Origin of the sequence: Xanthobacter dioxanivorans, from assembly GCF_016807805.1 — a bacterium.
Classification (GTDB): Bacteria; Pseudomonadota; Alphaproteobacteria; order Rhizobiales; family Xanthobacteraceae; genus Xanthobacter; species Xanthobacter dioxanivorans.
The window spans coordinates 3,270,106-3,292,825 of sequence record NZ_CP063362.1; the positions used below are offsets into that span (position 1 = coordinate 3,270,106).

Here is a 22,720-nt window from a genome sequence, read left to right on the forward strand (position 1 = left end):
ATAATGAAACGCAGTTGCGCGTTAAATTTCGCATTATTCGCCAATCGCGCATTCATATTATTGACAATCAAATGGCTGGCGCGGATTGTCCGGACCCAGTCGGCGATGATCGACGCGAGGGAAGGCGAGGATGGCCCGAGGACTGCGAAAGGGACTGACGAGCTATGGGGATGACGGCTTCGCGCTGTTCCTGCGCAAGGCGTTCATCAAGGCGATGGGCTATTCCGACGATGCCCTCGACCGCCCCATCGTCGGCATCACCAACACCTACAGCGACTACAATCCCTGCCACGGCAACGCCCCGGCGCTGATCGAGGCGGTGAAGCGCGGCGTCATGCTCGCCGGCGCCATGCCCATGGTGTTCCCCACCATCTCCATCCACGAGAGCTTTGCCCACCCGACCTCCATGTTCCTGCGCAACCTCATGGCCATGGACACGGAGGAGATGATCCGCGCCCAGCCCATGGATGCGGTGGTGGTGATCGGCGGCTGCGACAAGACCCTTCCCGCCCAGATCATGGCGGCGGCCAGCGTGGACCTGCCCACTGTCGTGGTGCCGGTGGGGCCCATGGTGGTCGGCCATCACCGCGGCGAGGTGCTGGGTGCCTGCACCGACTGCCGGCGCCTGTGGAGCGCGCACCGGGCGGGCGAGATCGACGAAGGGGAGATCGAGACGGTCAACGGGCGCCTCGCCCCCTCCGTCGGCACCTGCATGGTCATGGGCACCGCCAGCACCATGGCCTGCATCACCGAGGCCATGGGCCTGTCGCTGCCCATGAGCGCGACGATCCCGGCCCCTCATGCGGAGCGCGTCCGCCTCGCCGAGGCGAGCGGCAAGGTCGCCGCGCGCCTTGCGGTGGACGGCGGGCCACGGCCCTCCGCGCTGCTCACCCCGGCCGCGTTCCGCAACGCCATGGTGGTGCTGCAGGCCATCGGCGGCTCGACCAACGGCATCGTCCACCTCACCGCCATCGCCAACCGCACCGAACACCGCTTCACCCTCGACACCCTGGACGCCATCGGCCGCGACGTGCCGGTGCTGGTGGACCTGAAGCCCTCCGGCGCCCACTACATGGAGCACTTCCACCATGCCGGCGGCGTGCCCAAGCTGCTCGCCCAGCTCGGCGACCTGATCGACCTCGACGCGCCCTCCGTCGCCGGCGGGACCCTGCGCGAGGTGGTGGCCGCCGCAGAGGACGTGCCTGGGCAGGATGTGATCCGGCCGCGCGGGCGGCCAATCAAGGCGCAGGGCTCCATGGTGGTGCTCACGGGCAACCTCGCGCCGCGTGGCGCCATCCTCAAGCAGGCGGCCGCCACCGAGCGGCTGCTCCAGCACACCGGCCGCGCGGTGGTGTTCGAATCCGTCGGCGACATGGCGGCGCGGATCGACGATCCCGACCTCGACGTCACCGCCGACGACGTGCTGGTGCTGCGCAACACCGGCCCCAAGGGCGCGCCGGGCATGCCGGAGGCGGGCTACCTGCCCATCCCGAAGAAGCTCGGCCGCCAGGGCGTGAAGGACATGGTGCGCATTTCCGACGCGCGGATGAGTGGCACGGCCTTCGGCACCATCGTGCTGCACATCACCCCGGAATCGGCCATCGGCGGCCCGCTGGCTCTGGTGGTGAGCGGCGACATGATCCGTCTCGACGTGGCCGGCCGCCGCATCGATCTCCTGGTCGGCGAGGACGAGCTCGCCAGAAGGCGCGCCGCCCTGTCGGCGGAACTCGCGCCGCCCTTGCCGGAGCGCGGCTATGCCCGCCTGTTCCAGCAGAGCGTGACCCAGGCCGACGAAGGCTGCGACTTCGACTTCATGGTCCGCCATCCCGGCGAGGCGCCTTGAGCGCGGGCGCGCCGCTCTGCCTGCCGCCGCGTCCCCTCGCCACCACCGGGACCGGGCGGGTGCTGGCGCCGGGCACCTGCGACACGCACATGCATGTGTTCGGCCCGGCGGCGCGCTACCCCCTCGCCGGGGGCGCAGCTACACGCCGCAGCCGGTCACGCTGGAGGACTACCGACCCGTCATGGCGGCACTGGGCATCGACCGGGCCGTGCTGGTGCAACCCAGCGTCTACGGCACCGACAATTCGGCCCTGCTGGATGCCCTGCGGCAGATGCCGGACCGCCTGCGCGGCGTGGTGGTGGTGCGCCCCGACATGGCCGACCACGACCTCATGGCGCTGCATAAAACCGGCGTGCGGGGCATCCGGGTGAACCGCCGCAATCCGGGAGGCCTGGCGCTGGAGGATGTGGCGGGGCTGGCGCGGCGGGTGGCGCCCCTCGGCTGGCACATCCAGCTCCAGGTGGAATTGTCCCGTGGGGCGGATCTCGCCGCACTGGCGCAGGACTGCCCGGCGCCACTGGTGCTCGACCATTTCGGCTTTCTGGACCCGCGCTGGTCGGTCACGAGCGCGGCCTTCACCGGGCTCCTGCGTCTTCTGGCCGGCGGCGGCCTCTGGCTGAAGCTCTCCGCGCCCTACCGGATCAGCCGGCAGGGTCCTCCTTATGCGGACCTGCGCCCCTTCGTCGATACCCTGCTCGCCCACCGGCCGGATCGCCTGCTCTGGGCCACCGACTGGCCCCATACGGAATTGTGGGCGGGCATGCCGGACGATGGGGAGCTTGCCGGCGCCCTGGGCCTGACCGAGACGCCGCGTGAGCTGCAATCCCTGGTGTTCGTGGACAACCCCGCGCGCCTCTACGGCTTCGACTGAGAAGCTTGCATCCCCATCCACACGGCGCCGCTTCCGCCGGTCTGCACCTGCGCATCCATGCCGCCCGGACCCTTCCGGGCGGCGCATGTTGCGGCCTCATCAGCGTGAGAGCCCGGCAGGCTGGTCCCGCGCCTTCCCCATCAAGGCGATTTCCGGAACGCTGGATATGATGGGTATCAACGTGTCGGAGCGATTTTTCGCTAAATTACTTATCGTTGTGATAAAAGGACTTAGATGATGTCCGCGAAAGTTCCTCGCGAAGCGGGCAGATGAGAAACAATGCCGAAGTTGCCAGCCCGCGCGGCCCGAGGGAACGCGCCAAGATCAAAGGGACCTCCCTTGGCGGCAGCCCCGGCTCGCTGGTCCCGAGACTTTCCCGTCGTCGGGGTGGGGGCTTCAGCCGGTGGTCTGGAGGCCTGCAAGAAGCTGCTTGACGCCCTTCCCGGCGACCACGGGATGGCGCTCATTCTCGTCCTGCACCTCGACCCCACCCACGAAAGCATGATGGCGGATCTTCTGGCCACCCACACCTCGATGGTGGTGCAGCAGGCCGCGGACGGCATGCCGATCGAGCCCGATCACCTCTACATCATCCCGCCGGGATTCTATCTGTCGGTCGATGCCGGCCATCTGCGTCTCTCCGCACCCGAAGAACCGCATGGCGCGCGGCTGCCGTTCGACTTTCTCCTGAAGTCGCTGGTGGACGATTATGGCCCCGACGCCATCGGCGTGATCCTTTCGGGCACCGGGGCGGACGGCACCGCCGGCCTGAAGGCGGTAAAGGAGAAGGGCGGCTTCACCCTCGCCCAGGACCCGGAGGAGGCCGACTACGACGGCATGCCGCGCAGCGCCATTGCCGCCGGCGCCGTGGATCTCGTGCTGCCGGTGGGGAAGATCCCCGCAGCGCTGCTGACGCACGGCCGGCAGCCGGACGACGGACCGGCGAATGTCGCCCTGGCGCAGATCGTCGATCTCCTGCGGGCCAGCACGGCGTTCGACTTCACCCTCTACAAGCCCGGGACGCTGCAGCGCCGGACCGAACGGCGCATGGCCCTGGCGTCCATGGGTGGCAGCGACATGGAGCGTTACCTGGAGCTGCTGCGGAAAAATCCGGCCGAGCTCGATCTTTTGGCCAAGGACCTGCTCATCAACGTCACCGGCTTCTTCCGCGATCCCCAGGTGTTCGAGTTTCTCGCCAGGGACATCATCCCCGAGCTGGTGCGCGAGCATCCCCTCGATCGCCCGTTTCGCATCTGGGTGCCGGGTTGCAGCACCGGGGAGGAAGCCTATTCCCTCGCCATGCTGTTCTTCGAGGCCATCACCGCCGCCAGGCGCAACGTCCGGGTCCAGGTGTTCGCCTCGGATATCGATCCGGATGCCGTCGCGAAGGCGCGGGAGGGCTTTTATCCCGAGACCATTGCAGGCACCATGTCGCCCGAGCGGCTCGAACGCTTCTTCACCAAGGACGCGCACGGCTTCAGGATCACGCCGGACCTGCGCGCCGCGGTGGTGTTCACGGTGCAGAACGTGCTGGCGGACCCGCCGTTTTCGCGCCTCGATCTGATTTCGTGCCGCAACCTCCTGATCTATCTGGGGCCCGAGGCGCAGGCCAGGATCGTTTCGCTGTTCCACTTCGCGCTGATCGAGGGCGGGCTTCTGCTGCTTGGAACGTCGGAGGAGGTCGGGAGCGCCGATGCCCGGTTCGAGGTCGTCTCCAAGCCCGCGCGGGTCTACCGGCGCACTGGGCAGCGCCGGCCGGGTGATCTGAGCTTCTCGATCGGCGCCTCGGGCGGGGTGAGCCTTTCCGCGCGTCCCGCACAGGTCTCTTCGCCATCCCGCCAAACCGCGCTCGCCGAGCTCTGCCGGAGGCTCGTTCTGGAGACCTATGCGCCGGCGGCGGTGTTGATCAACCGCAACTACGAGTGCCTGTATTCCCTGGGATCGACCGACGCCTATCTGAGGCTGGCCCCGGGGCAGCCGACCCTTGATCTGCTCTCCATGGCGCGGGAGGGCGTGCGCACCAAGCTCAGGGCGGGGATCCAGCGGGCCACCCAGGACAAGACGCGCGTCGTGGTGGAGGGTGGCAGGACCCACCGGGACGGCAAGGCCGTCGCCTTCAGCATCGCCGTGCACCCGGTGCTGAGCCAGGGTGAAGAGCTGCTGCTGGTCTGCTTTCTCGACAGTCCCGTAGTCTCCGGCGGCCGCTCCGACCGGCCGATGCCCGAGCGTGAGCTGCGGCGCGTGGCCGAACTCGAACAGGAGCTGGCATCCACGCGCACCGAGCTCGAGAGCGCCATCCGCAATCTCGAGCTGTCCACCGAGGAGCAGAAGGCGGTCAACGAGGAGGCGCTCTCCGTCAACGAGGAGTTCCAGTCCACCAACGAGGAGCTCCTGGCCTCCAAGGAGGAGCTGCAATCCCTCAACGAGGAACTCACCGCCCTCAACGGCCAGCTCCAGGAGACGCTGGAGCGGCAGCGCACCACCTCCAGCGACCTTCAGAACGTGCTCTACAGCACCGACGTGGCGACCCTGTTCCTCGACACCCAGTTGAAGATCCGCTTCTTCACCCCGGCCACCCGGTCGCTCTTCAGCGTCATCCCGAGCGATGTGGGCCGGCCCCTGTCCGACCTCAATTCGCTGGCCGCCGACGAGACGCTGATGCCGGACATCCAGGCGGTGCTGGCGGGTTCCGTGGCGCACGAGCGGGAGATCGGGACGCGGAACGGGGCGTGGTATGTCCGCCGTATCCTGCCCTACCGAACCCAGGATGACGGCGTCGACGGCGTCGTCATCACCTTCGTCGATGTCACCGAGCGTCGGCGGGCCGCCGACGCGCTGGAGACCGCGAGGCGGGATGCGGAGCTGGCCAACAGCGCCAAGTCGCGCTTCCTGGCCGCCGCGAGCCACGACCTGCGCCAACCGCTGCAGTCGCTCGTTCTGCTCCAGGGGCTCCTGGCGAAGGCGGCGGAGGGCGAGAAGGCGGAACGGCTGGTCAAGCGGCTGGATGAAACCATCAGCGCCATGTCGGGCATGCTGAACGCGCTGCTCGACATCAACCAGATCGAGGCCGGCACCATCCGGGCAGACGTCGTCGGCTTCCCGATCAACGACGTGCTCGACCGCATGCGGGAAGAGCTGACCTATCACGCGCGCGCCAAGAAGCTGACCCTGCGGGTGATCCCATGCGGGCTTTCGGTGGAAAGCGACCCGCGCCTGCTGGAGCAGATGCTGCGAAACCTCATCTCGAACGCGTTGAAATACACCCCGCGCGGCCGCGTGCTGGTGGGCTGCCGCAGGCATGGACCGCGGCTGCGCATCGAGGTGTGGGACACCGGGATCGGCATTCCCGAAACCGAGCTGCAGGCGATCTTCGATGAGTACCACCAGCTCCACAACGCGGCCCGCGAGCGCAATCTCGGCCTCGGGCTCGGCCTCTCCATCGTGCAGCGGCTCGGGCTCCTGCTCGGTCATCCTGTCAAGGTGCGCTCGCGTCCCGGCCATGGCTCGGTCTTCTCGGTCGACGTCAGGCTCTCGCCCGGCGTCCCGGCGCGCCAGGGCGTGGCCCCGCCGGTCGACGTCCCCGGCCTGATCGACGCGCCGGCGGGGCGGAAGGCGGCGATCCTGGTGATCGAGGACGATCCCGACGTCCGCTCCCTTTTGGAACTCCTCCTCGCCGGCGAGGGACACACGGTCTCAGCCGCGCCCGACGGCGATGTGGCGCTTGGCCTGGTGGACCGCAGCGCCATCCGGCCTGACCTCATCCTCGCCGACTACAACCTGCCCAACGGCATGACCGGTCTCGAAGCCGCGGCGCGGCTGCGCGCCAGGCTGTGCAGCCCGGTTCCCGTGGTGATCGTGACCGGCGACATATCGACGAACGCCCTGCGCGATATCGCGGCCCATGACTGCGTGCAGCTCAACAAGCCGGTGAAGTCGGACGAGCTGGCGCGGATCATCCAGGAGCAACTCGGCGATCATCCGCCGGGCATGACGCGAAGCGCGCCGCCCTCGGCGGGAGATTTCGGGCCCGCGGCACCGCCGGTCATCTTCATCGTGGATGACAACGATCATGTCCGGCAAAGCATGCGCAGCGTGCTGGAGGAAGACGGGCGGACGGTCGAGGACTACGACAGCTGCGAAGCCTTTCTGGCCGTCTATCGGGCGGGCCGCGAAGGCTGTCTCCTCATCGACGCCTACCTGCCCGGCATGAAGGGCCTGGAATTGCTGCGGCGGCTCCACGACGGCGGCGACGGCCTGCCTGCCATCATGATCACCGGCAACAGTGATGTGCGCATGGCGGTTCAGGCCATGAAGGCCGGCGCGTTCGATTTCATCGAGAAGCCGGTCGGCCGCGAGGAACTGCTCGCCTGCGTCGAGCAGGCCCTCGAACAGGCGCGCGGCGCGGACAGGCGGCCGGTGTGGCACGCGACCGCTGCGGAACAGCTGGCGTCCCTCACGGATCGCCAGCGCGAGATCCTTGATCTTGTGCTGGCCGGGCATCCCAGCAAGAACATCGCCGCCGACCTCGGCATCAGCCAGCGCACGGTGGAGAACCATCGCGCGGCGATCATGAAGAAGACCGGCGCGAAATCACTGCCGGCACTGGCTCGCCTTGCGCTCGCCGCCACCTGGACGGGGATCGGAAACTACTCAGAGGCACGGGTGCGCTAAGTAGTTTCCGATCCTGCCGCCTCGCTCTCTACGGGATCATATTGGGCTTGAGGCGACGCCCGGCGGGACCGGACGAAGTGCGGCCACGGCGCGATGCCTCACGCATCGGATGCTTCCGTAGCGTCCGTGTGATCGAGCGGCAAAGACAGGCCTCGGCTGAAGCCTCAGTCCATGGAGATCCAAACGTGTCCACCTTATTGCTCATCGTCATTCTGATCTTGCTGTTCGGCGGCGGAGGCTATTACGGCTTCAATCGCTATGGCGGCCGCGGCCTCGGCGGCGTGCTCGGCCTTCTGTTGCTCATCATCGTCGTGCTGTGGCTGGTGGGCGGCCTCCAGGGGCTGAATCTCGGCCGCATGTAAGCTGAGGTTCTCCGCCGCGACGGTGAACGGGCAGGGCGAATGACGGCAACCGTCGCGCAGTGAGCGGTGCGCCGGCGCCGGGGGTCATCTTCACCGCATCGAGATCAGGCGGCGGCTGCCGCCGATATCACCGACCCATGCGCCGGTATCCCGGGTGCCTTGATCTGTCGGCCGGCCGTCGTTTCGGCCTGCCCGCCGCCGATGTCAGGCGAACAGCGTGGATCTCAGGGCGTGGCTCAGGGCGTGGCCATGCCGTCGATGACACGCTGGATGACGCGGGCGAGGACTTCCTCCCGAAACGGCTTTTCCACGACGACGGCCGTCGGCAGGATCGCCTTGACGCTCGCCGCGTCACCACTGACGAACACGTGGGGCACAGGCCTGCTTCGACATATGCTCTCGACCGCGGAAATGCCGCTGCCGTTTCGCAGCCATGCGTCCACGATCATGAGGTCCGGCATGCAGCGTTCCGCGGCTGCGACCGCGTCGGCTTCGGTCGCTTCGACGGCGCAGACCTCATGACCCATCTCCTCGAGCACTTCGGCAAGATGCATGCCGATCATGGCGTCGTCCTCGACGATGAGAATCCGGAGGCCCTTCTTCATTGCCTGGCGTGCCGATCGATGGTGGCCGCAAGGTGCTTGTTCGGCAGCTCGACCGATTGGACGCGGATGTTCGCCGACTGCGTATCGTGCATGAACACCATGTCTGGGTCTCCCGGTTGGAGCAGCCGAAAAGTCAACCGGCGGCAGAACGCTGCCGCCGGCAGGGCGCGATCGCGGCATGCCGCGGCGGGGGGAACCGCACCATCTGCACGTTAGCGCACCGGAAAGACGAAAGAGCAGGGTCGGAAAATACTCACCTGCATGGCCAGCCGTCGGCCGGGTCGGGAACACCGCTGAAGGCGCAGGGGTTTTGCGGGATCGCGGAGGTGTCCGCCTGGCGACAGCGGCATTCCCTTTGCGTCGCCTGAACGCCGGCGCCCTACTTCTCCTCGATGGAGATGCCGCCTTTTCCGATATTGATCTCGATGCCGGACGGCTTTTGCCGTTCTTTGTAAAGCTGGTAGCCGACAACAGCGACGGCGGCCACGAGTACGCCGATGGCGAGGTAAAGAATATTCCGGTTCATCTCATTCGACCTTCGTGCAGTGCCCGGGAGCAGACGCTCCAGTACATTCCGAAATTCCCTTCGATTTCACATGCGGGGCCGCGGCGGGTTCACGGGCCGGGGTGGCCGAGCATGCGGATCCCCTTTGATGCCGGAGGAGCCCCGTCGCCGCGGGTGGCAAACAGACGCGGGCCCGATTGCAACCCGTCCCAATTGTCGTCGGCTCGCCCCGATGAACGCGTCGCGGCTGTCTCCCGGGCATGCGACATGCCGCCGTGAAGCCGAAGCATAAGCGTAAGGCAAACATTCGCCTGAACCAAGCGGCTTACCCCCGGATGGCGGCGTCCCGCGTTGGGCGCGGAAGCCTTGCCTCCGCCTACTGGGACGCGGCCTCTTGACCCGTGACGCGAGCGTGGGTGACGCTGCCGCGGGCCCCACGTCCCGCGTGGCGTGCCGCGGGGTCGATCTGGCGTTTCCTGGATGGTTCTGATGTCTCTTGATCCGTACCTTCCTCCAGATCAAAGGCGCCTGATCTCCCGCTTCTGGGAAAGCGCATCGGGGTTCTGGCGCGGCCGCGCGGCCTGGCGCGCCTGGCTCCTGGTGGCGGTGATGGTGATCACGGTTTTTCTGCAATTGTGGACTCAGTATCGGCTGAATTTTTGGAACCGTGATTTCTTCGATGCCGTCGGGAGAAAGGACGGCATGGAACTCTGGAGGCAGGCGCAGCACTTCGTGCCGCTGGCCGCCGCCAGCATCGCGCTCGTCATCATCTCGGTCTGGGTGCGCATGACGACGCAGCGCGAATGGCGCAAATGGCTCAGTAGCCACCTTTATGATTTCTGGCTGGGAGGCGGTCGCCACCGCCGGCTGAGGTTCATGCTGGGGGAGCATCAAACGCCGGAGTATCGGATCGCCGAGGACGCCAAGGTCGCAACCGACGTGCCCGTGGACCTGGTGGTCGGGCTGCTTTCGTCGGTGCTCAACGCGATCACCTTCATTGGCGTCCTCTGGAGCGTCGGGGGCTCACTCGTCCTCCCGGTCTTCGGGCGGCATGTCTCCATCCCCGGATATCTTGTGCTCGCGGTTGTCGCCTACTCCGTGCTGGTTACGGCCGCGATGATGTTCATCGGCCGTCACCTGATGCGCGTGTTGGCGGAAAGCAAACGCGCCGAAGCCGATCTGCGGGCGATCGGGTCCCATTTGCGCGAGAGCGGCGAAGGGCCTGTGCATCCAGATGCAAGGCGAGACGGACGACAGGTCATCGGCGAGGCGCTGGCGAAGGTGATTGCCCAATGGCGCGCGCTCTGCTGGCAGCTTATGCGGATGACGCTGGTTTCGCAGACCAATCTGCTGCTGACGCCGGTGATCGGATTGCTGCTCTGCATGCCGAAATATCTCGTCGGGCTGATGAGCCTCGGCGAGGTCGTCCAGGCTGCCGCGGCGTTCACCATCGTGCAGGGGGCATTCAACTGGATCACCGACAGTTATGCCCGTCTCGCGGAGTGGAGGTCTTCCGCGAACCGGGTTGCGTCCCTCCTGCTCGCGCTGGATCAGGTCGACCAATCCGAGCGGCCCGCGAACCTCGAGATGACCGCGGGAAACCGAAACAACGGCCCCAAGGCTCAGGCCGGTGGTGGTCCGCGGGACTAGGCTCGATCCACGGAACGATGGCCCCTGCAGGCCGCCCGTGCAGCTTTGTCGATGCGCATGGAGTGCGTTCTGGCGGGATGAGCCTTTAAAAAACGCTCGCGTCTTTCCACCCGCGGTGACACGTCAACGCAACGGGATCTTTGCCGTCAAGAATATTATTGCAATTTTCTGCATTCAGGGTCATATTATTTTCGTCGATAGAAAGTCGGATAACTTGGCTTTGCGCGGGATTTATCTCGGCGCCCAACCAATATCTCTCGCCAGAAACAAGCGATTTCGACGACCGGGCGAGGCTCGGCAAGCTATATCTCGAAAATGAAAGGGTTTCCCATGATTGAGGGAACCGTCAAGTGGTTCAACAGCCAGAAGGGCTTTGGATTTATCGCCCCCGACGCGGGCGGCAGCGATGCATTCGTCCATATCAGCGCGGTGGAACGGGCGGGCCTGAGCGATCTGCGCGAAGGCCAGAAGGTGAGCTTCGAGCTCGTCACCGACAGCAAGAGCGGCAAGCTTTCGGCTGAAAAACTTCAGGATCTGAGCTGATCCCGCCGGTCGGCTCCGTGTCTTTCGGAACCGGCCGGCCGCCGCATCGCCCTCGCGCGGCTGGCCGCGGATGTACCGGCAGCTTCGACCGGGGCGATGCGGATTCGACAGGAGAAATATCATGATGATCAGAACTCACGAAACGATGGTCACGTTCGATCATCCCTTCCGGATGAGCGGGGCCGATGGCGTCCTGCCCGCGGGAACCTATCGCGTGGCGATCGATGAGGAGGAGCTTCTCGGCCTCTCCTTCACGGCCTACCGCCGCGTGGCGACCATGCTGCACACGCCGGCGGTTTCGGCGCCTCAGGGCCGAAGCGCGTGCCTCGCCATCGAGGCAGTCGAGCTGGACGCCGCGTTGATGAAGGATCGGCAGCAGTCGGTCGAGAGCCATTAGGTCCCTTTTTCCCGTCACGGCCGAGCGGATGGACGTGACCATCACGGGGAATTCCAATGTCGCTCCAGTTTCTCAACGCAAGCCGGGTCTACGACCCGACCAGACGCTGCGTCACCTTTTGGGGCCACGATTCCACGTTCGAGATCTCGTTTCATGTGGACGTGGATGTCCTGCATAAGTTCAGCCCCGGGGCAGAGCAGGGTGAAACCGCGTCGCTGCGGGCTTTCGACGTAAACCGGACACGGATCGAGCGTGTCGCCGGCGGCATCTATGCGCGGCGGCGACAGAATTTCAATCGGCTCTCCGTTTCCGATTTCTAGAGCACGCGACGATCGACTTGCATCGCAAGCCGATCGGAAAACGCGTTCTCTATCTTTAGGCAGATCGCGATCCGCTCAGGCGGAAGCAGCCTGAGCCGCGACGCGTGGGTCCGATGTGGAGGGGCATTTGACTTGTGCCGCACTTGCCCGGACGCACCGCCAGAGAGGTCCACATGAATAAAGGCCTCAACATCATCTTCCAGTCGCTCGACGCCGATCACGTCCTCGCCCGGATCATCTGGCGCGAACGGGATGTCGGCGGCGGCTGCCTCACGCTCGAAATTCCTGTCCGCAACGCCTCCGTCGCGCCGAAGCCCCATGCGGAGCTTGAGGCCGATGCCCGGGCTCTGGCGGTGCGGTTCGCCCGTGCTTTCGCCGACACGATCGAGGGGTGAGCGGATGGCGAGCGCGGGGGCGACCCGCGCGGCCTTGGAAACACGCTCGTTCAGGTCCACCGCGCGCCGGAAAGCGCGGCAGAAAGGTTCATTTGCTCTCTCTCCTCCTCACCACCATCGGGCGCTCACCTGCGTCTTCTCCCTGGAATGACCGAGAACCCATCCGCCAGGAACTGTTCAGCGTCGAGCGGCTGGAGGAGCATGCCCGCAGTCTCGCCGCAGCCCAGCTCGTGGAGCCCCGGCTGGCCAGGGGGCATGCGCTCTCGGGCCGCCTCGCCGACAACGGTGTCGTTCTGCTGGAGGCCTACCGGGCGATCGCCGATGCCATCACCGAGGGCGGCGCCATCACCCCCTCGGCGGAATGGCTGATCGACAATTACCATCTGGTGGAAAAGCAGATCCGGCAGATCCGCTCCGATCTGCCGCCGGGCTATTATCGCCAACTGCCAAAGCTCGCCGCCGGGCCGTTCGTCGGCTATCCGCGCGTGTTCGGAGTGGCATGGGCGTTCGTGGCCCATACCGACAGCCGCTTCGATCCGGAGATGCTGGCGCGCTATCTGCGCGCCTATCAGAGCGTCCAGCCGCTTACCATCGGCGAGCTGTGGGCGGTGTCCATCACCTTGCGGATCGTTCTCATCGAAAATTTGAGGCGCATGGCCGAGCGGATCGTGGAGGATCGCGTTGCGCGGCGCGATGCCGATGCCTTGGCCGATCGCCTGCTCGGGCTGAGCGGGCGCCCGCCCGAGCCGGTCGCGTCGGTGCTTGTCGCTCACGAACAGGGCCCGATCGCCGATGCGCTCGCGGTGCAGCTGGTCCATCGGCTGCGCGACCAGGACCCGAGGATCACGCCCGCCTTGACATGGCTGGACCAGCGCCTCGCGCTGCAGGGTGCCAACGCCGATGCGGTCGTGCGCGACGTGCACCGCAGCCAGGGCGCCGCGAACGTCACGGTCCGCAACATCATCACCAGCCTGCGGCTGATCTCCGATCTGGACTGGAAGGGGATGTTCGAGCGCACAAGCCTTGTAGACGGGATGCTCACCGCGGGCAGTGCCTTCACGGCCATGGACTTTGCCACCCGCAATCTCTACCGCAACGCCATCGAGCAGCTCGCGCGCGGCTCGCACCTCACGGAGCTTCAGATCGCCGAGGCCGCCATCGCGGCGACCACGCGTGTCCCGGAGCCCGGCGACAGCGCCCCGATCCGGCGGGAGAGCGATCCCGGCTACCACTTCATCGGAGGTGGGCGGCGGGCGTTCGAGCAGGAGATCGGCTTTCGCCTGCCGCTCGGAAACATTTCCACGCGCCTGAACCGGGCCTTCGGTGTCGGCGGCTATGTGGGGGCGATCGCCATCGCCGCCGCCGGGCTCCTGGCCCTGCCGTTGCTGGCGCTCGGCCATGCCGGCGTGGGTGGGGTCCAGCTCGTCCTGCTCACGCTGCTCGGAACGGTTCCGGCCCTCGATGCCGCAGTGGCTCTGGTCAACCGTGCCATGAGCTTCGGTTTCGGAGCGACCGCGTTGCCGGCGTTGGAGCTGCGTGACGGCGTTCCCTCCCACCTGCGCACGCTGGTGGCGGTGCCGACGCTGCTGGCCAGTCCGGCTTCGATCGAGGAGAATATCGAACACCTGGAGATTCACCACCTCGCCAGCCCCGAAGGCGACCTTCATTTCGCGCTCCTGTCCGACTGGACCGATGCCGATGCGGAGCATGCGGCGGACGACGACGCCCTGGTCGCCGCCGCTGCGGCGGGGATCGCCCGGCTCAATGCGCGCTATGGACCGGCGCCCGGCGGCGCGCGGTTCCTGCTGCTGCATCGTCGCCGCGTGTGGAACGAAAGCGAGCGGCGGTGGATCGGCTGGGAGCGCAAGCGCGGCAAGCTGCACGAGCTGAACCGCCTCCTGCGCGGCGCCGCCGACACCACCTTCACGGACATCGAAGGGCACCCGCCCACGGTACCCGCGGATGTGCGCTACGTGGTGACGCTCGACGCGGATACACGGCTGCCGCGCGATACGGTCCGCCGGCTGATCGGCAAGATGGCCCATCCCCTCAACCGACCACGGTTCGATGTGGCGTCCGGGCGAGTGGTGGAAGGCTATGGGATCCTCCAGCCGCGCGTGACGCCGTCGCTGCCCATGGGCCGGGAGGGCTCGCTGTTCCAGCGCACCTTCTCCAGCATGAGCGGCATCGATCCCTACGGCTCGGCCGTGTCCGACGTCTACCAGGACCTGTCCGGCGAGGGCTCATATGCCGGCAAGGGCATCTATGACGTGGACGTGTTCGAGGCGTCGCTGGCCGGGCGGGTGCCCGACTCGACCCTGCTCAGCCACGATCTGTTCGAGGGCGTGTTCGCGCGCGCCGGCCTTGCTTCCGACGTGGAGGTGGTGGAGGAGTTCCCCGCCCGCTACGACGTCAGCGCCTTCAGGCGCCATCGCTGGGCACGGGGGGACTGGCAGCTTCTGCCCTGGATCGTCGGGTGCGGCCCCCAGCCGGATCATGCGGCTCACGGCTTCGGCGACATTCCGGCCATGGGGCGCTGGAAGATGCTGGACAACCTGCGCCGTTCCCTTTCCGCGCCCCTTGCCGTCGCCGCCCTGATTGCGGGCTGGACCCTGCCATGGACCGCCGCGCTGATCTGGACCGCGTTCGTGCTGGTCACCCTCGCGCTGCCGAATCTCATTCCTGTCCTCGGCGCGATCGTGCCCTGCCAGCGGGGGATTGCCGTTGCGAGCCACCTGCGCGCGCTGATGGGGGATCTCCGCCTCGCGCTGCTCCAGTCGGCGCTCATGGTGGTGTTCCTGGCGCATGAGGCGTGGCTGATGGGCGACGCCATCGTGCGCACCCTCTGGCGCCTGCTGGTCACAAGGCGGCATCTGCTGGAATGGGTTCCCGCCGCTGCGGCCACCTCGACCCGGCGCCTGGATCTCATGGCGTTCTATCGGCGGATGGCGGGTGCTCTCGTCATCGCCGCGGTTGCGCTGGTCGTCTCGGGGGCCGGCGGGCATGGCGCCTGGCTTTTGGCGGTCGCATTCGCCGCAGTGTGGGCCGCCTCGCCGGCGGTGGCGCGCCTCGTCAGCCGATCGCCCCGGCCGGCGGCCCGGCTGGAGATGTCCGACGCGGATGCCCACACCCTGCGGCTGACGGCTCGCCGCACATGGCGGTTCTTCGAGGCCTTCGTGACCGACGCGGATCACAATCTGCCACCGGACAATTTCCAGGAAGATCCCGCACCTGCGCTGGCGCGCCGGACCTCCCCCACCAATATGGGGCTCTACCTGCTCTCGGTGGCGAGCGCCCACGACTTCGGCTGGCTGGGAACCCGCGAGGCCGTGGACCGGCTGGACGCGGCGCTGACCACCATGGCCTGCCTCAGCCGCTTCCGCGGTCATTTCTACAACTGGTACGACACCGGCGACCTGCGCCCGCTGGAGCCGAAATACATCTCGACCGTCGACAGCGGAAATCTGGCCGGGCATCTCATTGCCCTCGCCAACGCACTGAAGGAATGGCGTACCGGTGCGCGCTCGCCGTCCCAATGCCTCGCCGGGATCGCCGACGCGCTGGACCTCACCCGCGCGGAGGCCGTCGGCCTGCGCGACGGGCGCCGCACGCAGACCGTGACCCTGCGCCAGCTGGATGAAGCCCTCGCCGCGCTGGCGAGCGACGTGCGGCGGATGCCGTTGCCCGAGGAAAATCTGTCACGGCGGCTGGACCACCTCGCTGCCGCGGCGGACACCATGCTCGATATCGCGCGCGCGCTGGCCACCGAGCGTGGCGATCCGGCGGGTTCGGACATGCTGTTCTGGGCCCAGGCGAGCCTCGACGCCATCGATAGCCATCGCCGCGATCTCACATCGGATGCCGCCGCGGGCGCCGAACTGGCGGCCCGCCTCGCGGCGCTCGAGGACACCGCCCGGTCCATGGCGTTGGAGATGGAGTTCGGATTCCTGCTCGACGAGGACCGCAACCTCCTGTCCATCGGCTATCTGATGTCGGAGGGCACGCTCGATTCGAACTGCTACGACCTCCTGGCGTCCGAAGCGCGGCTCGCCAGCTTCTTCGCCATCGCCAAGGGGGATGTCCCCGCCCGCCACTGGTTCCGCCTCGGGCGTTCGGTCACCGCGGTCGCGCACGGCGCCGCGCTGATCTCATGGTCGGGCTCCATGTTCGAGTATCTGATGCCGTCGCTGATCATGCGCGCGCCGGCCGGCAGCCTGCTGGATCAGACCAACCGGCTGGTGGTGCGCCGGCAGATCGATTATGGCGCGAGCCGGCGGGTGCCGTGGGGGATTTCCGAATCCGCCTACAACGCCCGCAACCTGGAGCTGACGTATCAATACTCCAACTTCGGCATCCCGGATCTGGGGCTGAAGCGCGGGCTGGGCGACAATCTGGTGGTCGCCCCCTATGCGACGGCGCTGGCCGCCATGGCGGACCCGGCCGCGGCCTGTGCCAATCTCGCGCGCCTCGGTGCCGCCGGAGCCCGCGGCCGCTACGGCTTCTATGAGGCGCTGGACTATACCGCGAGCCGTATTCCCGCAGGCGAGAGCCTCGCTGTCGTGCGGGCCTTCATGGCGCACCATCAGGGCATGAGCATCGTCGCCATCGCCGACGCGCTGATGGGCGGGGTCATGCGCGCGCGCTTCCATGCCGAACCGATGATCCAGGCCACCGAGCTCTTGCTGCAAGAGCGCACGCCCCGCGATGTGGCGGTCGTCCGGCCCTGGTCGGCGCAGGTGCGCTCGGCCGCCCGCGTGCTGGATCTTGAGCCGGCCGCGGAGCGGGTTTTCACCTCGTGCCGACAGGCGACACCTGCGACCCATCTGCTCTCAAACGGCCGCTATGCCACCATGCTCACCGCAGCGGGCTCCGGCTACAGCCGCTGGGGCGACTTCGCCGTCACCCGCTGGCGCGAGGACCCGACGTGCGATGATTCCGGTTCCTACGTCTTCGTGCGCGACGTGCGCAGCGGCGACGTCTGGTCGGCCGGCTTCCAGCCGAGCGGCGTGGAGCCCGACGCCTGCCTTGTGACATTCCACGAGGACCGGGCCGAATTCGCCCGCCGCGACGGCACGCTGGAGACCACGCTGGACGTGCTCGTCTCCGCCGAGGACGATGCCGAGGTCCGCCGGGTTTCCATCACCAACACCGGCCCCCGCGTGCGGGAGGTGGAGATCACCTCCTACGCCGAGCTGGCGCTGGCTCCGCAGGCGGCGGACATCGCCCATCCCGCCTTCTCCAAACTGTTCGTCGAAACCGAATACCTCGCCGACATCGGCGCCATCCTCGCCACGCGGCGGCGGCGTTCGCCGTCCGAGCCGGAGATCTGGGCCGCCCATTTCAGCGTGCTCGAAGGCCAGGGCGTGGGCGGCCCCGAGATCGAAACCGACCGGGCCCGCTTCCTTGGACGCGGCCATGGTGTCCGCGCGCCCATCGCCGTGAGCAACGGCGGCCCGCTCTCCAACACGGTCGGCACCGTGCTCGACCCGGTCTTCGCCCTGCGGCGGCGCGTGCGGATCGAGCCGGGCGGCATGGCGCGCATCGCCTTCTGGACCATGGCCGCCGCCACCCGCGAGGCGTTGCTGGATGGCATGGACAAGCATCGCGACACCGCCGCCTACGGGCGCGCGGCAACGCTTGCCTGGACGCAGGCCCAAGTGGAACTCTACCATCTGGGCGTCACGGCGGGCGAGGCGGCCGTGTACCAGCGGCTCGCCGGATACGCGATCTATGCCGCGCCGACGCTGCGTCCGGCCTCGGAGACAATCCTGCGCGGCGGCGGCCCCCAGTCCGGCCTCTGGGGGCAGAGCCTTTCCGGCGACCTGCCCATCGTGCTGCTGCGCATCGCCGACATGGACAATCTCAACGTCGCGCATGAAGTGCTGAAGGCGCACGAATACTGGCGCATGAAGCAGCTCGCGGTGGATCTGGTGATCATGAACGAGCGCCAGTCCTCCTACGTGCAGGATCTGCAGACCGCGCTCGAAACCCTGGTCCTCACCAGCCAGTCGCGGCCGCAGATCGGGCGAGCCGGGACGGCGGGGCGGGTGTTCGTGATGCGCGCCGACCTCATCCCGGCAGAGACGCGCGCCCTGCTCACCGCGGCGGCGCGCATCGTGCTCGTCGCCCAACGCGGAAGCCTTGCTGAGCAATTGGAGCGGATCGTCGAAGCGGCGGGCGCCGCCAAATCCCATCCCAGACGCCTCGCGGTGGTTCCGGAGCCGCCTGCGGTCGCACCGGAGCTCGAGTTCTTCAACGGCCTGGGAGGCTTCGCCGACGGTGGGCGGGAATATGTGAGCGTGCTCGGGCCGGGCCGGTCGACCCCGGCGCCTTGGATCAACGTCATCGCCAACCCCGGCTTCGGCTTCCAGGTGGCGACCGAAGGCAGCGGCTACACATGGTCCCTGAATGCCCGTGAAAACCAGATCACGCCCTGGTCCAACGATCCCGTCACCGACCATGCCGGAGAAGTCTTCTACCTGCGCGACGAGGATACCGGGGCGGTGTGGACGCCCACGGCCCTGCCGGTCCGCGACGAGGCGGGGACCTATGTGTGCCGCCACGGGCGGGGCTATAGCCTCTTCACGCATACGGCGCACGGCGTCGCCGCTGAGCTTGTCCAGTATGTCCCGGTGGAAGGGGCCATCAAGATCTCGCGCCTCACCCTGCGCAATCTGACGAACCGCCCGCGGCGCATCTCGCTCACCGCCTATGCGGAATGGGTGCTCGGCCCGTCCCGGGCCGCCACGGCGCCCTTCGTGACGAGCGAGATCGATGGCGAAACCGGCGCCCTGTTCGCGCGCAATCCCTGGAACCCCGATTTCGGATCGCGCGTCGCCTTCCTGGACATGGCCGGGCGGCAGACCGGCTGGACCGGGGACCGTCGGGAATTCATCGGCCGCAACGGGACGCTGGCCGATCCGGCCGCGCTGAGGGGCGCGGTGCCGCTCTCCGGACTGGTGGGCGCGGGCCTCGACCCGTGCGGAGCCATGCGCACCCAGATCGAATTGCCCCCGCATGGCAGCGTGGAGCGTGTCGTCTTCCTGGGCGAGGCGGCGGATGGCGAGGAGGCGCGCGGCCTCCTATCCCGCTTCCGCGCTGCCGATCTTGGTGCGGCCCTGTCCGAGGTGACCCGGAGCTGGGACGACATCCTCGGCGCCGTGGAGGTTCGCACCCCCGATCGCGCCATGGACATCATGCTGAACGGCTGGCTGCTCTACCAGACGCTCGCCTGCCGGGTCTGGGCGCGCGCCGCCTTTTATCAGGCGAGTGGCGCCTATGGCTTCCGTGACCAGCTCCAGGACGGCATGGCGCTCGCCGCGCTCCGTCCGGACATGACCCGCGCCCACCTGCTGCGCGCCGCCGCGCGGCAGTTCGTGGAGGGCGATGTCCAACATTGGTGGCTGCCCCATTCCGGCCGGGGCGTGCGCACCCGCATTTCCGATGATCGCGCCTGGCTCGCTTATGCCACCGCCCATTATGTGAAAGTGAGCGGGGACGCCGGTGCCCTTGATGAACGGGTCCCCTTCCTGGAAGGCCAGAGGCTCAACGTGGGCGAGCACGACAGCTTCTTCCCGCCCACCGTCTCCGACGAGACCGCATCCCTGTTCGAGCATTGCGCCCGCGCCCTGGACCAGAGCCTCGCCCTGGGCGGCCACGGCCTGCCGCTGATCGGCACCGGCGACTGGAACGACGGCATGAACCGCGTGGGCGAGCGGGGCGAGGGCGAAAGCGTCTGGCTCGGCTGGTTCCTGCATGCCGCCTTGAGCGCCTTCGCTCCCCTTGCGGACAAGCGGGGTGAGACCGAGCGCGCGATCCGATGGCGGCGGCATGCGGAGGGACTCGCCGCGGCGATCGAAGGCGAGGCCTGGGACGGCGAGTGGTATCGCCGTGCGTTCTTCGACGATGGTGCTCCGCTCGGTTCGGCCGTGAACGGGGAATGCCGCATCGATTCCATCGCGCAGTCATGGGCGGTGCTGTCGGGCGCCGCTGACCCTGCGCGAGCGGGGCGGGCCATGGCGGCGGTCGAGCGGGAACTGATCCGCCCCAGCGACGGGCTGGCGCTGCTGTTCACGCCGCCGTTCGACAGGACGGCGCTCGATCCGGGCTACATCAAGGGCTATCCGCCGGGCATCCGCGAGAATGGCGGCCAGTACACCCATGCCGCCTTGTGGTCGGTGATGGCATTCGCGGCGTTGGGCGAGGGCGACAAGGCGACCGCTTTGTTCGCGATGATCAACCCCATCAATCACGCCCGGACACGCTCGGACGTTCTGCGCTACAAGGTGGAGCCCTATGCGCTCGCCGCCGATGTTTACGCCGAGCCGCCCCATGTGGGACGCGGCGGCTGGACCTGGTACACCGGCTCCGCCGGCTGGATGCAGCGGGCGGGGATCGAGAGCATTCTCGGGTTGCGGAAGGAAGGCGACATGCTGCGCCTCGATCCGTGCATTCCCAAGGACTGGCCGGGCTTTGAGCTGACGATCCGCCGCGCGGGCGCGCGATACAGCATCGTCGTCGAGAACCCGAACGGGGTGAGCCGCGGGATTGCTTCCGCCACCCTCGATGGAACGACACTGGCAACGGACCCGCTCCTGATCGCCCTTGAGGATCGAAGCGGAGATCATGTCATCCACGTCCGGCTCGGCTAGGGCGTTTCCCGTCCTAGAGCTGGAGCGCGATCCGACCCGTTCGGCTCACGGCATGTCAGATGCGCGAAGGGTGCGCGCGGCCCACCGGTGGCAGGCATCACCGTCGGCGGGACATCGGTCAGGAGGCCGTCCAGGAGCCGCTCCAGGTCGAGCCGCGCGCTGGCGGACGTCTCTTCGTCCAGGCGCCGAAGCCGGGCAGTGCCGCTTCGACGCGGCCGACATCGGGGCGGAGGAGGGCGCCGAAGAAATGGCCGGCGCCCGACGGCCCGTAAGCCACGTAGGGCGTCACCCGCGCGAGCGCGCCGGCGGCGAGGATATTGCCGACGGGGTCCTGTATGACGGCGGTGTTGAAGGCGGCGGCCTCGTGGGGCGACAACTGTGGGCAGAGCCGCGTCTTGGTGCGGCCTGCCACAGAGGCCTTCGCCGTGATGGCGATGGCGCAAGAGGAAACGCTGGAAAAAGAAACGCCGTCTGTTCAGTCATCGCAAGCCGCCGCGCCGTGGTGTCGTTGGTCTGGAATTCGCCCGGCGCGGGCCGCGCGTTACACGCCTCACGAAGAGTGAACGCGTATCCTTCAGCCAGCGTGGTCGCCGTCCTTCCCGGCCCTGTCCGCACCGGCGTCGAGCCGCGCGCGCAGGTCCGCGACCTCCGCCTCCAGCGCCGCGATGCGGTCGTCGCGCGCCTGGAGCGCCGCGGCGACGAGGGGGGCGTCGATCTTCTGCGGGATGTGCTGCGGGCAGTTGATGTCCCAGGCGCGCACGCGAAACAGCAGCGCGCGCTCCGGCCGGGCGTCGTAGCCTTCCGGCATCAGGCGGGCGAGGAGCGCCGGGTCGTCTTCCACCGCCTCGAGCTCGCCCCAGATCTTGATGCGGCGGCGGTGGGCGTAGTCCATGAGGAACAAGAAGGCTTTCCTGTTCTCGCTCAGGTTTCCCAGTGTCACATACTGGCGATTGCCGCTGAAGTCGGCGAAGCCGAGGGTTCCTTCGTCCACGACGCGGATGAAGCCTTTCGGACCCCCGCGATGCTGCACGTAGGGCTGCCCGGTCGCGTTGGCCGTGGCGAGATAGGCCGTATCCACCTCGCCGAGAAAGGCGACGAGATCCGGCGTGATGCGGGTGCGGAAGCCGCCGCGCGCCTCGACGCGGGCGTACATGGCGCGCGAGCCGCGCTCGGCCTGCGCGGCTTTCACCGCGGGTGTGAAGGCGATATCGCTGGCGGGCACCGGATGAAGCGGGTCTGACGGATCGGGCACGGGAATCCCTCCACGAGTGGGTGAGGTCGGGACCGGATGACGGTCCTGGCGGATGCGGGGTCAGGCGGCGCGCGGGGCGCCGGAGCGCACCACCGGGAAGTCGCTCTCGGTTTCCGCGACGCTGTTGAGGTAATTGGTGAAGATGTTCATGGCGACCAGCGCCACGATCTCCACGATATCGCCGTCACCCAGCCCGGCCTGGTGGGCGTGGGCGAGGTCCCCATCGCTCACCTTGCCGCGGCTTGCGACCACCGCGCGGGCGAAGGAAAGCGCCGCCTCGGCCTTGCTGTCGGCGGCGCGGCCGGAGCGGGCGAGGCTGATGTCGGCGTCGCTGAGGCCGGCGCCCTTGCCCATGAGCGAATGCGCGGAGAGGCAATAGTCGCAGCCATTCACTTCGGCCACCGCGATGGCGAGGCTCTCGCGGATCCTGGCCGGGAGCGCGCCGCCGCCGAGGGCGCCGGACAGGCCGATGAGGGCTTCGAGAACGGCCGGGGACTGGGCCGCAACCTTGAACAGGTTGGGGGTCGAGCCGAACTCTGCCGCGACGGCGGCGAGAAGGTCTTTCGCCCTGCCGGTGGCGGCGGTGGGATCGAGGGCGGGAATGCGGCTCATGGGTTGATCCTCCTTCGGAGTCCCCGCTTCAGGGCAGAGACGG

General features: G+C 67.8%; 15 protein-coding genes. 10 read left to right on the plus strand and 5 right to left on the minus strand.

Features of this window, described 5'->3' with window-relative positions; all coding sequences use genetic code 11:
* Positions 1-130 precede the first annotated feature (130 nt).
* From EZH22_RS15280 to EZH22_RS15295, 4 genes are all read left to right on the plus strand, one after another.
* Positions 131-1,843, plus strand: a complete 1,713-nt coding sequence (locus tag EZH22_RS15280) for an IlvD/Edd family dehydratase (RefSeq protein ID WP_203191422.1) — start codon at positions 131-133, stop codon at positions 1,841-1,843.
* A 76-nt stretch (positions 1,844-1,919) separates the two neighbouring features.
* Complete coding sequence (locus EZH22_RS15285; RefSeq protein WP_231711540.1) at positions 1,920-2,714, plus strand: amidohydrolase family protein; 795 nt, start codon at positions 1,920-1,922, stop codon at positions 2,712-2,714.
* A gap of 279 nt (positions 2,715-2,993) precedes the next feature.
* A complete protein-coding gene (locus EZH22_RS15290) occupies positions 2,994-7,385 on the plus strand; it encodes a chemotaxis protein CheB (protein ID WP_203191423.1) in 4,392 nt (1,463 codons plus the stop codon).
* A gap of 185 nt (positions 7,386-7,570) precedes the next feature.
* Complete coding sequence (locus tag EZH22_RS15295; protein WP_203191424.1) at positions 7,571-7,747, plus strand: DUF3309 family protein; 177 nt, start codon at positions 7,571-7,573, stop codon at positions 7,745-7,747.
* 236 nt (positions 7,748-7,983) lie between these two features.
* On the opposite strand, the gene EZH22_RS15300 is transcribed toward EZH22_RS15295, so the two are convergent.
* Both EZH22_RS15300 and EZH22_RS15305 read right to left on the minus strand, forming a co-directional pair.
* A complete protein-coding gene (locus EZH22_RS15300; protein ID WP_203191425.1) occupies positions 7,984-8,352 on the minus strand; it encodes a response regulator in 369 nt (122 codons plus the stop codon).
* Between the two features lie 379 nt (positions 8,353-8,731).
* On the minus strand, positions 8,732-8,878 hold the full coding sequence (locus EZH22_RS15305) for a hypothetical protein (RefSeq protein WP_203191426.1): 147 nt from the start codon (positions 8,876-8,878) through the stop codon (positions 8,732-8,734).
* 468 nt (positions 8,879-9,346) lie between these two features.
* Between EZH22_RS15305 and EZH22_RS15310 the strand changes: the two genes are divergently transcribed.
* The 6 genes from EZH22_RS15310 (at position 9,347) to EZH22_RS15335 (ending at position 20,813) form a co-directional block, all read left to right on the plus strand.
* Positions 9,347-10,507: an SbmA/BacA-like family transporter gene (locus tag EZH22_RS15310; protein ID WP_203191427.1), complete on the plus strand. Its 1,161-nt coding sequence runs from the start codon at positions 9,347-9,349 to the stop codon at positions 10,505-10,507.
* A 330-nt stretch (positions 10,508-10,837) separates the two neighbouring features.
* On the plus strand, positions 10,838-11,050 hold the full coding sequence (locus EZH22_RS15315) for a cold-shock protein (RefSeq protein WP_203191428.1): 213 nt from the start codon (positions 10,838-10,840) through the stop codon (positions 11,048-11,050).
* A gap of 121 nt (positions 11,051-11,171) precedes the next feature.
* Positions 11,172-11,447, plus strand: a complete 276-nt coding sequence (locus EZH22_RS15320) for a hypothetical protein (protein ID WP_203191429.1) — start codon at positions 11,172-11,174, stop codon at positions 11,445-11,447.
* 56 nt (positions 11,448-11,503) lie between these two features.
* On the plus strand, positions 11,504-11,767 hold the full coding sequence (locus tag EZH22_RS15325) for a DUF1488 family protein (RefSeq protein WP_203191430.1): 264 nt from the start codon (positions 11,504-11,506) through the stop codon (positions 11,765-11,767).
* A 173-nt stretch (positions 11,768-11,940) separates the two neighbouring features.
* Positions 11,941-12,162, plus strand: coding sequence for a hypothetical protein (locus EZH22_RS15330; protein ID WP_203191431.1), 222 nt, complete (start codon positions 11,941-11,943; stop codon positions 12,160-12,162).
* A gap of 92 nt (positions 12,163-12,254) precedes the next feature.
* Positions 12,255-20,813: a GH36-type glycosyl hydrolase domain-containing protein gene (locus tag EZH22_RS15335; RefSeq protein WP_203191432.1), complete on the plus strand. Its 8,559-nt coding sequence runs from the start codon at positions 12,255-12,257 to the stop codon at positions 20,811-20,813.
* Between the two features lie 118 nt (positions 20,814-20,931).
* On the opposite strand, the gene EZH22_RS15340 is transcribed toward EZH22_RS15335, so the two are convergent.
* The 3 genes from EZH22_RS15340 to EZH22_RS15350 all read right to left on the minus strand — a co-directional run bounded on the left by EZH22_RS15340 (position 20,932) and on the right by EZH22_RS15350 (position 22,677).
* Positions 20,932-21,225: a glycosyltransferase family protein gene (locus tag EZH22_RS15340; protein WP_203191433.1), complete on the minus strand. Its 294-nt coding sequence runs from the start codon at positions 21,223-21,225 to the stop codon at positions 20,932-20,934.
* A gap of 162 nt (positions 21,226-21,387) precedes the next feature.
* Positions 21,388-22,065, minus strand: coding sequence for a pyridoxamine 5'-phosphate oxidase family protein (locus tag EZH22_RS15345; protein WP_231710980.1), 678 nt, complete (start codon positions 22,063-22,065; stop codon positions 21,388-21,390).
* 60 nt (positions 22,066-22,125) lie between these two features.
* Complete coding sequence (locus tag EZH22_RS15350) at positions 22,126-22,677, minus strand: carboxymuconolactone decarboxylase family protein (protein WP_203191434.1); 552 nt, start codon at positions 22,675-22,677, stop codon at positions 22,126-22,128.
* Positions 22,678-22,720: the final 43 nt, after the last annotated feature.

What these genes read in the sequence shown, in the direction of transcription:
- EZH22_RS15315 (WP_203191428.1), top strand. Translation starts at nt 10,838, where the DNA reads ATGATTGAGGGAACCGTCAAGTGGTTCAACAGCCAGAAGGGCTTTGGA.
- EZH22_RS15320 (WP_203191429.1), top strand. Translation starts at nt 11,172, where the DNA reads ATGATGATCAGAACTCACGAAACGATGGTCACGTTCGATCATCCCTTC.
- EZH22_RS15330 (WP_203191431.1), top strand. Translation starts at nt 11,941, where the DNA reads ATGAATAAAGGCCTCAACATCATCTTCCAGTCGCTCGACGCCGATCAC.
- EZH22_RS15290 (WP_203191423.1), top strand. Translation starts at nt 2,994, where the DNA reads ATGCCGAAGTTGCCAGCCCGCGCGGCCCGAGGGAACGCGCCAAGATCA.
- EZH22_RS15310 (WP_203191427.1), top strand. Translation starts at nt 9,347, where the DNA reads ATGTCTCTTGATCCGTACCTTCCTCCAGATCAAAGGCGCCTGATCTCC.
- EZH22_RS15300 (WP_203191425.1), bottom strand. Translation starts at nt 8,352, where the DNA reads ATGAAGAAGGGCCTCCGGATTCTCATCGTCGAGGACGACGCCATGATC.
- EZH22_RS15305 (WP_203191426.1), bottom strand. Translation starts at nt 8,878, where the DNA reads ATGAACCGGAATATTCTTTACCTCGCCATCGGCGTACTCGTGGCCGCC.
- EZH22_RS15280 (WP_203191422.1), top strand. Translation starts at nt 131, where the DNA reads ATGGCCCGAGGACTGCGAAAGGGACTGACGAGCTATGGGGATGACGGC.
- EZH22_RS15350 (WP_203191434.1), bottom strand. Translation starts at nt 22,677, where the DNA reads ATGAGCCGCATTCCCGCCCTCGATCCCACCGCCGCCACCGGCAGGGCG.
- EZH22_RS15325 (WP_203191430.1), top strand. Translation starts at nt 11,504, where the DNA reads ATGTCGCTCCAGTTTCTCAACGCAAGCCGGGTCTACGACCCGACCAGA.